Here is an 11,949-nt window from a genome sequence, read left to right on the forward strand (position 1 = left end):
TTGACAAGTTATTTGATAATAGTTATCATCTAGCCATTCTAAAAACAAACAGATAATCACTCCAACTTCACGCCTATTTCCCCACAAATAGGCGTTTTTTTTCATCTCAATCTTTTCATTTCAGCCATATTCTCTATAATGTAGCCTTTAATATTGAAATAACATTAGGAAATAGAATGACTGATATTAATACCGTTCTCGCAGAACTAAAACGCGGTACTGATGAGATTCTTTCTGAAGCGGATTTAATCGAAAAACTAAAAGAAAATCGCCCACTTAAAATTAAACTTGGTGCAGACCCTACTGCTCCGGATATTCACTTAGGGCATACCGTGGTATTAAACAAACTTCGTCAATTCCAACAATTAGGCCACGAAGTCTATTTCTTAATCGGTGATTTCACGGGGATGGTCGGTGACCCATCTGGTAAAAATACCACTCGCCCACCGCTTAGCCGCGAAGATGTGCTTCGCAATGCGGAAACCTATAAAGAACAGATTTACAAAATTCTAGACCCACAAAAAACGAAAATCGTATTCAACTCTGAATGGTTAGGTAAATTGGGTACTGAAGGGATGATCCGTTTAGCAAGTAACTACACCGTAGCGCGTATGCTAGAACGTGATGACTTCAAAAAACGTTTTGGTAACAACCAACCTATCGCAATTCACGAATTTATTTATCCTTTATTACAAGGTCATGACTCTGTTGCTTTAGAAGCAGACGTTGAACTTGGTGGTACTGACCAAAAATTTAACTTACTTGTTGGTCGTGAATTACAAAAATCAGCTGGTCAGAAACCACAAGTAGCAATTACGCTTCCATTACTTGTTGGTTTAGACGGTGAGAAGAAAATGTCTAAATCATTAGGTAACTACATCGGCGTGACAGATGCACCAAGCGATATGTTCGGTAAAATTATGTCGATCTCGGATGAATTAATGTGGGATTGGTACAACTTACTTTCTTTCCGTCCACTCACTGAAATTGCTGAATTAAAAGCAGAAGTGGAAAATGGTAAAAACCCACGTGATGTGAAGATTTTATTAGCCAAAGAAATCATTGCACGTTTCCATGATGAAGTAGCGGCAGAGGCGGCTGAGCAAGAATTTATTAACCGTTTCCAAAAAGGTGCGATGCCAGATGAAATGCCTGAATTCACCTTTGAAGGCGAAATTGGTTTAGCAACCTTATTAAAAGAAGCGGGACTGGTTCCTTCTACTTCTGAAGCAATTCGCTCAGCGAAACAAGGTGGTGTGAAAATTAACGGTGAAAAAGTTGAAGACATGAAAGCCAACGCGCCAAAAGGCACGAATGTTTACCAAGTCGGTAAACGTAAGTTCGCTCGCGTAACCATCGCATAAAACACCTATGAAAATGACCGCTCTTTTTAAGTGCGGTTATTTTTTAACTGATATCCACAATAGAAGGAAAATAATATGAGCCAAAAAATTTGGGTAACCGGAGATGCGGTTGTCGATCTTATTCCTGACGGTGAAAATCATTATTTACGTTGTGCTGGTGGCGCCCCTGCAAATGTGGCTGTTGGCGTGGCACGATTAGGCAGCCAGAGTGCCTTTATTGGTCGCGTAGGTAACGATCCGCTTGGCCAATTTATGCAAGATACCTTAAATTCGGAAAATGTGAATACACAACATATGATTTTAGATCCGCAACATCGCACCTCTACAGTTATCGTCGGCTTAGATAATGGCGAACGTAGCTTTACCTTTATGGTAAACCCAAGTGCGGATCAGTTTTTACAAGCTAGCGATTTACCCCCATTCCAACAAGGTGAATGGCTGCATTGCTGCTCTATCGCGCTGATTAATAATCCATCACGCGAAGCGACTTTCGAAGCCATTCGTCGTGTTAAAGCCGCTGGCGGTTTCTTCTCTTTCGATCCAAATCTACGTGAGTCGCTTTGGTCAAGCTTAGAAGAAATGAAAACTGTGGTAATGGAAGCAGTTGCATTAGCTGACGTATTAAAATTCTCTGAAGAAGAATTAACGCTTTTGACTAATACTGACAGCCTTGAAAAAGCCTTTGAAAAAGTGACCGCACTTTATCCTGAAAAATTGATTATCGTGACTTTAGGTAAAGATGGTGCACTCTATCACTTAGAAGGTAAGAAAGATGTGATTTCTGGAAAAGCCTTACAACCTGTTGATACAACGGGTGCTGGCGATGCTTTCGTTGGTGGCCTACTTGCTGGACTTTCACAGCATCCAAACTGGAAAGAAAATGATGTATTAGTGCAAATCGTCCGTCAGGCTAATGCCTGCGGCGCTCTTGCAACAACGGCAAAAGGGGCAATGTCTGCCTTACCAAACCAAACACAATTAGCGGCATTTTTAGCGAATTAGCATGCAAAGGTGCAAATAGCTGCACCTTTTATTTATGAAAATAATTTAGGAAGTATGTATGAAACTTTGGTATTCGAACTCTAGCCCTTATGCTAGAAAAGCCCGTGCTGTAGTGCAATATCATCAATTGCAAGATCATGTTGAATTACTCCTCGCAAGCAGTGGCTTAGATAAGAACTCACCACATAACTTAGACAATCCTCTTGGTCGTTTACCGGCATTACAACGAGAAAATGGTGAATGGCTTTATAACAGTTCACTCATTGCTGAATATCTCGATCACATTGGTACGCAACCTTCACTTTATGGAAACAGCGAGACACGTTGGGAAATACTCCGTTTACATTATTTAGCCGATGGTATTTTAGAGAATGAAATATCCGTAGCACCTGAAAAATGCCTTCGTCCACAAGAGCAATGGTGGCTTGAACGTCATCAGCAAATTTTTGACCGCACTGAGCGAAGCTTAATTGAACTAAAAAAAGCCATTGATAGTTTTGGTGAAGAATTAAATATCGGCACATTGAATGCCGTGTGTGCAATTGATTTTCTATTATTTCGCGATGCTTGGACTCATGCGTCACAACATGAAACCATCAAATCATTAAAAACATGGGCTGAAGCAATGAATCAACGCTATGATTGCTTAAAAAATACCTTACCAAAATAAGATTAAATTATGATTATTTTCAATAATGGCAAATACAAAAGTATTCTAGCCGCAGAAAAAGGTGAACTTGCGGGAATTGCTGAAACCGTGCAAAAAGACAAGGATTTCCGACCGCACTTTCATATTGCCCCACCAACTGGCTTGATGAATGATCCGAATGGTTTGATCTTCGATGGAGAGAAATATCATCTGTTCTACCAATGGTTTCCATTCGATGCAATTCACGGGATGAAACATTGGAAGCATTTAATCACAAAAGACTTCCAACATTACCAATCAGCGGATGATCTGATTCCTTGTGAGCTTTTTGAATCTCATGGATGTTATTCGGGTGGTGCTTTAAAAGTCGGTGATAAATTGGCCATGTTCTACACTGGCAATACTCGTCGTCCAAGTAATAATCAACGCGTGCCTTATCAAAATTTAGCGATTTTTGATCTTAATGGGAAATTGCTTAGCAAACGTCCATTAATTGAAAATGCACCAGAAGGTTATACAGAACACGTTCGCGATCCTAAACCGTATTTAACTAAAGAGGGTAAAATCCGTTTTATCTGTGGCGCACAGCGAGAAAACCTCACAGGGACAGCCATTATTTTTGAAATGGACAATCTTGAAGATACGCCTCGTTTATTAGGTGAGCTTTCCTTACCCGCTTTTGACAATAAAAACGTGTTTATGTGGGAATGCCCTGACCTATTGAAGCTCGGTGATAAAGATGTGTTTATTTGGTCGCCACAAGGTAAAGATCGGGAAGCTCATCAATTCCAAAATAATTATCATGCGACTTATGCTGTGGGGAAATTAACGGATTTAACCTTTGAAGCAGAATATATTAGCGAATTAGATCAAGGCTTTGATTTCTATGCCCCACAAACATTTGCAGGCTTAGATAACCAAACTCATGCCGTGCTTTTCGGTTGGATTGGTTTGCCAGATTTAACTTATCCAACAGACAAATTTAAATGGCACTCAGCTTTAACCTTACCAAGAGAATTGCGTTTAGAAGGTTCGAAAATTTATCAATGCCCGATTGATAAAATATACAAAAATCTGACCGCACTTTCTGCGCGTCATCTCAATGAAAAAGCGGATATTGCTAATTTAGATCGTGCGTATATTAAATTTGAGGCAAATAACCAAGCCTTTGACTTAACCTTCTTCCAAAATGAAAAAGGACAATCATTACGACTTTCTTATGAAAATGGCTTGGTTTGCTTAGATCGCAGTCAAAGCGAACAAACCGATTTAATGGAAAAATTCGATACCAAACGCTTCTGCGAAGTTGAAAATCTGCAAACTGTTGAAATTTTCTTTGATCGTTCAATTATTGAAATTTTCTTTAATCAGGGTGAAAAAGCGATGACATCAAGATTTTTCATTGAGAACAGAGAAAATACAATAAGCTGTAGCCGTCCATTGGATTTAATGATTGGTTATTTACCAGCAATTCAATATGACAAATAATCAACTCAAGTGCGGTTAAAATTAACCGCACTTTTATTTCCAACCATGTTCTCTTATTAAGTAATGACTATGTTTGTTCAACAACAAAACGCAACACCATCTAATCTTGTGGCGTTCAATTTTCTATTGATTGCCTTTTTAACGGGAATTGCCTCTGCGTTTCAAACACCGACTTTGAGTTTGTATCTCTCTCAAGAGATTCAAGTTTCGCCTTTTTTTGTGGGCTTATTCTATTCAGTTAATGCCATTATTGGCATTATCTTAAGCCAAATTCTCGCGAAATATTCTGATAAGCAAGATGACCGTCGCAAAGTGATGATTGTTTGCTGTTTGATTGCTGTGCTTGGCTGTCTGATTTTTGCTTATAGCCGAAATTATTATGTGTTGATTATTATCGGTACAACCCTATTAGGATTGGGCTCATCCGCTAATCCACAATCTTTTGCTTTAGCACGAGAATATGCAGAAAGCAGTCATCGTGAAGCGGTGATGTTCACCACGATTATGCGAACTCAAATCTCATTGGCTTGGATTGTTGGGCCACCGCTTTCTTTTTTCATTGCGTTAAACTGGGGCTTTGATTACATGTATTTGGTGGCGGGTTCTGCCTTTTTACTTTGTGCAGGCGTCAGCAAATTATTGCCGAAAATTCCTCGCCAAAGTGCGGTTAAAAATCAAGAGATTTTAGACAATACGCCACCAAGAAAAAGTGTGATTTACTTGTTCATCGCTAACCTATTGCTTTGGACCTGTAACAGCATGTATCTCATTAATATGCCATTATTTGTGATTAATGAATTACATTTAAACAAAGAACTGGCAGGGACATTGATGGGGACGGCTGCTGGATTGGAAATTCCTGTGATGATTTTTGCGGGCTATCTCACCAAATATTTCAGTAAAAAGCGCTTGATGATGATTGCTTTAGTTTCAGGCCTTGCTTTTTATTCAAGTTTATTATTTGCGGAGCAAACTTGGCAGCTTATCGGATTACAAATGCTTAATGCGATTTTTATTGGTATTACTGCTACCATTGGCATGGTGTATTTCCAAGATTTAATGCCGACTAAAATGGGCACAGCCACTACGCTATTCAGTAATGCAGCCAAAAGTAGTTGGATTATTGGTGGACCGATTGCGGGTATTATTGCGGAAATTTGGCACTACAACTCTGTTTTTTATGTCGCTGTGGCACTAATTTTTATCAGCGTAGGCTGTATGTGGAAAGTCAAATCAGTTTAATGAAAATAAAAAAGTGCGGTCAATTTTGACCGCACTTTTACTTTATATTATCTTAGCGCCATGCTTTGAATTGGTTAATCAATCCATTGGTTGAGCTATCATGGCTTGAGACTTTCTCTTTATCTGCCAATTCAGGAAGAATTCGATTCGCTAATTGTTTACCTAATTCCACGCCCCATTGGTCAAAACTGAAGATATTAAAAATCACACCTTGTGTAAAAATTTTGTGTTCATACATGGCAATTAATGCACCAAGAACAAATGGTGTAATTTTTTGCACTAAAATAGAGTTGGTCGGTTTGTTACCGGTAAAGACTTTAAATGGCACAATGTCTTTTACCTCAGCTAAAGATTTACCCGCTTTCACAAATTCTGCTTCGACTTCTTCTTTGGTTTTACCAAATGCAAGCGCTTCAGTTTGTGCAAAGAAGTTTGATAACAATTTGCTGTGGTGATCACCTAATGGATTATGGCTTTGTGCCGGCGCGATAAAGTCACAAGGAATTAACATCGTACCTTGGTGAATCAATTGATAGAACGCATGCTGACCATTTGTACCTGGTTCACCCCAAATAATTGGGCCGGTTTGATAATCACGGATAACATCGCCATTACGATCAACATATTTACCGTTTGATTCCATGTTGCCTTGTTGGAAATAAGCCGCAAAACGATGTAAATATTGGTCATAAGGTAAAATTGCCTCAGTTTGTGCACCAAGGAAGTTAGTATTCCATAAACCAACCAATGCTAATGTTGCAGGGATATTTTTTTCTAATGGCGCAGTACGGAAATGTTTATCTATTTCATGTGCACCACTTAAGAGTGCTTCAAAATTATCAAAGCCGATTGAAAGTGCAATTGAAAGACCGATTGCAGACCATAAAGAATAACGGCCACCAACCCAATCCCAGAACTCAAACATATTATTGGTATCAATACCAAATTCTGCTACCGCTTTACCATTGGTAGAAAGCGCAGCGAAGTGTTTTGCCACCGCGCTGTTATCTTTCGCTGCCGCTAATAACCAATCGCGTGCAGAATTCGCATTGGTCATGGTTTCTTGAGTGGTGAAGGTTTTAGAAGCCACTAAGAAAAGTGTCGTTTCAGGATTCACTTTTTTCAATGTTTCAGCGATATGGGTTCCATCCACGTTTGAAACGAAGTGCATATTCAAGTGATTTTTATAAGGACGAAGCGCTTCAGTCACCATGTAAGGACCTAAGTCCGAACCACCGATACCAATATTCACCACATCAGTAATCGCTTTTCCCGTATAACCTTTCCATTCACCTGAAATCACACGCTCACAGAACGCACTCATTTTCGCTAATACGGCATTCACTTCTGGCATCACATCTTTGCCATCTACATAGACAGGTGTATTTGAACGGTTACGAAGTGCGGTATGTAATACAGCTCGATTTTCTGTACGATTAATCTTTTTGCCTGTAAACATAGCATTAATCGCTTCATCTAATGCCGATTCTTTGGCTAATTGACGAAGCAATTTGAGGGTTTCTTGATTAATTTTATTTTTTGAAAAATCTACTAAGATTTGATTTTCAAAAGTTAAAGAATAGTCATTAAAACGATTTTCTTCTTGCTTAAACAAATCAGCAATCGTGGTATGAGCCAGTTGAGATTGGTGAGCTTCAAGCGCTTTCCACGCTTGTGTATTGGTTGGATTGATGTTTTTCATGAATATTTCCTTTTAAAAATTGAATTCTTTACATTTTTGCTTTCTTGCAAAAACAATTAATCGACATATTCTGTTATAACACGCGGGGTTAATTTTGTAATCAATTCATAGCTTAAAATACCACTGTATTTAGCTACCGTTTCAATTGGTAATTCCTTACCCCATAAAATCACTTCATCACCAACTTTATCTTGGCTATCAGCGCCTAAGTCTACCGTTAGCATATCCATTGAGACGCGACCGACAATAGGAACAATACGACCATTTAGATAAACTGGTGTACCTTCCGGCACATCACGCGGATATCCATCACCGTATCCAATAGCGACAACACCAATTTTGGTATCTTTCGGACTGGTCCAAATGCCACCATAGCCAACAGGTTCACCTTTTTTATGTTCTCGCACCGCAAGCAATGAAGAAGTTAAGTTCATCACGGGGATTAAACCAAATTCAGCACCGACAGTATCCGTTGGTGAAATGCCGTACATAATAATCCCTGGTCGAATACAATCTAAATGTGCTTCAGGCCAGAATAAAATCCCGCCCGATGCCGCAATGGTTCTTTCTCCACCTTTATCTTTTGTCGCTTGAAGGAAACGATCAAGCTGGACTTGAGTGTAATCAGAATCTAATTCATCTGCTCGACTAAAATGGCTGACAAAACCTAAGTGCGGTTGAATTTGAGGGAGTTTTTTCAGCTCTTGATAAAAATAGTCCACTTCATCAAGCGACACACCTAAACGGTGCATCCCCGTATCAATCTTCAACCAGACTTTGATTGGACTTGGTACCACAGCTCGTTTTAATGCTTCAAGCTGTTCACGGTTATGTACCACCGTTTCAATGTTATTTACCGCAATAATCGGTAAGTCTTTTTCATCAAAGAATCCTTCTAGTAATAAGATCGGTTTGATAATACCGTTAGAGCGTAACGATAACGCCTCTTCTAAACGCGCTACGGCAAAGCAATCTACCATGCTTTCTAAAGCAGATGAAACAAATACCACGCCATGACCATATGCGTTTGCTTTTACCACTGCAATAATTTTGCTATGTGGCGCTTTTTCTTTAATAACTTGTAAATTATGTTTTAAGGCAAGCGAACTGATTTTCGCTGTTGCCGGTTTTACGTTCATTTTTCTAATCCGTTCTATCTTGCCTAATAATCATCTCTGTATTCACGCTGTTCGGCAAGGTTATCAAAGCGTGAGAATTGACCGTTAAATGCTAAACGTACACGACCAATCGGACCGTTACGTTGTTTACCAATAATAATTTCAGCCACCCCTTTATCTTCAGAATTCTCGTTATACACTTCGTCACGATAAATAAACATAATCAAATCAGCATCCTGCTCAATAGAGCCAGATTCACGCAAGTCTGAGTTTACCGGACGTTTATCTGCACGTTGTTCCAAAGTACGGTTAAGCTGGGAAAGCGCAATCACTGGAACCTCTAATTCTTTCGCTAATGCTTTTAAAGAACGAGAAATCTCAGCAATCTCTAAGGTACGGTTATCTGAAAATGCGGGCGCGCGCATTAATTGAAGGTAATCCACCATAATCATGCTCAATCCACCATTTTCGCGATACACACGACGTGCGCGAGAACGCAATTCTGTTGGGGTTAACCCCGATGAATCATCAATATAAAGATTGTTTTTTTGCTTAAACATCCCAAACACGCTGGCAATTTTGCTCCATTCTGCTTCTTCCAAGTTTTGGCCAGTACGAATTTTGGTTTGGTCCACGCGAGCGAGAGAGGCAATCATACGCATCATGATTTGTTCAGCCGGCATCTCTAAACTGAATACTAATACTGGCTTATCACTTGCCATAGCAGCGTTTTCACAAAGGTTCATTGCAAACGTGGTTTTACCCATGGAAGGACGCGCCGCCACAATAATGAGGTCTGAAGGCTGTAAACCAGCTGTTTTCTTGTCTAAATCAACAAAGCCTGTTGTGACCCCTGTCACACCGTTATGATTTTCAAGCTTACCTAAAGTTTCAATTCGAGCGATGGTGCTTTCCAATACGCTGAGCACGTTTTGTGGTCCTTCTGTTGAAGAACTTCGTTTTTCAGCGATCGCAAACACTTCTCTTTCGGCTTCATCCAACACCATCTTGATGTCTTTGCCTTTGGGCGAATAACTGTTTTCTGCAATACGATTCCCTACGGCAATAAGCTCACGCAAAATCGCTTTTTCACGTACGATCTCTGCATAGGCCAAAATATTAATAGCATTTGGGGTGTTATTAGAAAGATCAGCGAGATAAGCAAAACCGCCTACGGAATCACTGATACCTTTGGCTTTAAGGGCTTGATCAAGGGTGATTAAATCAATCGGCGTTTGGTTACGCATTAATTCTTCCATAGTTTGGAAGATTGCTTTATGTGCAAACGTGTAAAAATCCTCAGCGATCACTCTTTCTGCAATACCATCCCAATGTTGATTACTCAACATGATGCCGCCAAGAACGGCTTGTTCAGCTTCAGTAGAATGAGGCGGGATGCTAACTTGTTCAGTTTTCTGATCGGAAGATTGGATTTGTCGTTGTGATGCCATAAGGATTTCAATTTAAACTAAAGGACTGTGCTTATGATACCGCAAATACGAGGTGGTTTTAAGAAAAAAGTGCGGTCAATATTTTCAATATTTTAGACATAAAAAAACGGTGGAAAAATCCACCGCTCTTTTTCACTCAGGAATGTTGATTATTCAACAGTTAAAGTACGACAAACGTTAGTTGTACCTTCTGATTCATCACCTTGTGTTAATAAAACAAGATCACCTGAAACTAAATAACCTTTTTCTTTTAATAGGTTAATCGCGGCTTTTGCACCTGCAGAGCTACGAGATTCACCATCAAAATGAACTGGTGTTACACCACGGTATAATGCGCAACGGTTTAATGTTTCTTGAACACGAGAAAGTGCAAAGATTGGTAAACCTGAGCTAATACGTGACATTAATAATGGTGTACGACCAGAGTGGCTTAATGTAATGATTGCTGCAATACCGCTTAAGTGGTTCGCTGCATACATCGCAGACATTGCTACAGATTCTTCAATATCTCTGAACTCACGATCTAAACGGTGATGAGAAACATTGATGCTAGGCATTTTTTCTGCACCTAAACATACACGCGCCATCGTTGCAACTGTTTCAGCTGGATATTGACCTGCAGCAGTTTCTGCTGAAAGCATTACCGCGTCAGTACCATCTAATACCGCATTTGCCACGTCCATCACTTCTGCACGAGTTGGCATTGGGTTGCTGATCATTGACTCCATCATTTGAGTTGCAGTAATAACCGCACGATTTAATTGACGTGAACGACGAATTAATTTTTTCTGTACGCCAACCAATTCTGGGTCACCAATTTCAACACCTAAGTCACCACGCGCAACCATAATTACATCAGAAGCGAGGATGATATCATCCATTGCTGCTTCATCAACGACTGTTTCAGCACGTTCAACTTTAGCAACGATTTTCGCGTCTAAACCTGCTTGTTTTGCTAATTCACGCGCATAGTTTAAATCTGCACTTGAACGAGGGAAAGATACAGCTAAGTAATCTACACCAATACGTGCAGCTGTGATGATATCTGCTTTATCTTTTTCAGTTAATGCGTCTGCAGATAAACCACCACCTAATTTGTTGATCCCTTTATTGTTTGATAACGGACCACCAACTGTCACTTCAGTAAATACTTTTGCACCGTCAGTAGAAAGAACTTTTAATTGAACACGGCCATCATCTAATAAAAGAATATCGCCTGGCACAACATCTTGTGGAAGTGTTTTATAGTCTAAACCAACGGCTTCTTGATTACCTTCACCTTTTGGTAATTCCGCATCAAGAATAAATTTATCACCAACATTTAAGAAAATTTTGCCGTCTTTAAAAGTAGAAACACGAATTTTAGGACCTTGTAAGTCACCTAAAATTGCCACGGTTTTACCTAATTTTTTCGCGATCGCACGAACACGCTCAGCACGCTCAATATGATCATCTGGTGTACCGTGAGAAAAGTTCATACGTACAACATTAGCACCTGCTGCGATAATTTTTTCAAGATTGTTATCGCGGTCTGTTGCTGGACCCATTGTACATACAATCTTCGTTCTTCTTAATTTTCTAGACATTATCTAAACTCCACAAATGGTTACAATTTACTAAAGCTCTTTTTAAATTTCGGCTCATCCGAGATAAAAAACGCTGCGCATTATACGCTTAAACCTGCATAAAATCAAAATAACTACTGAGACTTTTTAAATCAATTTTTGGTTATTTTTTTAGCAGCTAAATTTAACTTAAAACAAATCCTCTTGTTTTCATCCTCAAAACTGTTTATCATCTGCCACATCTTTTACGCGACTATAGCTCAGTTGGTTAGAGCACCACCTTGACATGGTGGGGGTCACTGGTTCGAGTCCAGCTAGTCGCACCATCTTGCAATCCCAAGCTTTTTAGCTTGGGATTTTTTCTTTTT

The 11,949-nt window shown here is 39.5% G+C and carries 9 protein-coding genes and 1 tRNA gene; 6 read left to right on the forward strand and 4 right to left on the reverse strand.

What is annotated here, in order from left to right; translation table 11 throughout:
- Positions 1-176 precede the first annotated feature (176 nt).
- The 5 genes from tyrS to DPV81_RS01025 all read left to right on the forward strand — a co-directional run bounded on the left by tyrS (position 177) and on the right by DPV81_RS01025 (position 5,745).
- The gene (tyrS, locus tag DPV81_RS01005) at positions 177-1,364 is read left to right on the forward strand and encodes a tyrosine--tRNA ligase (RefSeq protein ID WP_111386236.1); all 1,188 of its coding nucleotides are present in this window, start codon (positions 177-179) and stop codon (positions 1,362-1,364) included.
- Positions 1,365-1,439: 75 nt separating this feature from the next.
- A complete protein-coding gene (gene cscK, locus DPV81_RS01010; protein WP_111386238.1) occupies positions 1,440-2,366 on the forward strand; it encodes a fructokinase in 927 nt (308 codons plus the stop codon).
- Positions 2,367-2,424: 58 nt separating this feature from the next.
- Complete coding sequence (locus DPV81_RS01015; RefSeq protein ID WP_111386240.1) at positions 2,425-3,036, forward strand: glutathione S-transferase N-terminal domain-containing protein; 612 nt, start codon at positions 2,425-2,427, stop codon at positions 3,034-3,036.
- Positions 3,037-3,045: 9 nt separating this feature from the next.
- Positions 3,046-4,503, forward strand: a complete 1,458-nt coding sequence (locus DPV81_RS01020) for a glycoside hydrolase family 32 protein (protein WP_111386242.1) — start codon at positions 3,046-3,048, stop codon at positions 4,501-4,503.
- Positions 4,504-4,566: 63 nt separating this feature from the next.
- Positions 4,567-5,745, forward strand: a complete 1,179-nt coding sequence (locus DPV81_RS01025; RefSeq protein ID WP_347812330.1) for an MFS transporter — start codon at positions 4,567-4,569, stop codon at positions 5,743-5,745.
- Positions 5,746-5,797: 52 nt separating this feature from the next.
- Here the strand turns inward: DPV81_RS01025 and pgi are convergent, their stop codons facing one another.
- From pgi to pyk, 4 genes are all read right to left on the reverse strand, one after another.
- The gene (gene pgi / locus DPV81_RS01030) at positions 5,798-7,447 is read right to left on the reverse strand and encodes a glucose-6-phosphate isomerase (RefSeq protein WP_111386246.1); all 1,650 of its coding nucleotides are present in this window, start codon (positions 7,445-7,447) and stop codon (positions 5,798-5,800) included.
- 56 nt (positions 7,448-7,503) lie between these two features.
- Complete coding sequence (alr, locus tag DPV81_RS01035; RefSeq protein ID WP_049380934.1) at positions 7,504-8,586, reverse strand: alanine racemase; 1,083 nt, start codon at positions 8,584-8,586, stop codon at positions 7,504-7,506.
- Positions 8,587-8,609: 23 nt separating this feature from the next.
- Complete coding sequence (locus DPV81_RS01040; protein WP_049372524.1) at positions 8,610-10,016, reverse strand: replicative DNA helicase; 1,407 nt, start codon at positions 10,014-10,016, stop codon at positions 8,610-8,612.
- Positions 10,017-10,165: 149 nt separating this feature from the next.
- A complete protein-coding gene (gene pyk, locus DPV81_RS01045) occupies positions 10,166-11,602 on the reverse strand; it encodes a pyruvate kinase (protein ID WP_111386248.1) in 1,437 nt (478 codons plus the stop codon).
- A gap of 228 nt (positions 11,603-11,830) precedes the next feature.
- Between pyk and DPV81_RS01050 the strand changes: the two genes are divergently transcribed.
- Positions 11,831-11,907 (forward strand) — tRNA-Val (locus tag DPV81_RS01050).
- The last annotated feature ends 42 nt before the right edge of the window (positions 11,908-11,949 follow it).

The sequence above is a fragment of the Haemophilus parainfluenzae genome (assembly GCF_003252795.1).
Classification (GTDB): domain Bacteria; phylum Pseudomonadota; class Gammaproteobacteria; order Enterobacterales; family Pasteurellaceae; genus Haemophilus_D; species Haemophilus_D parainfluenzae_K.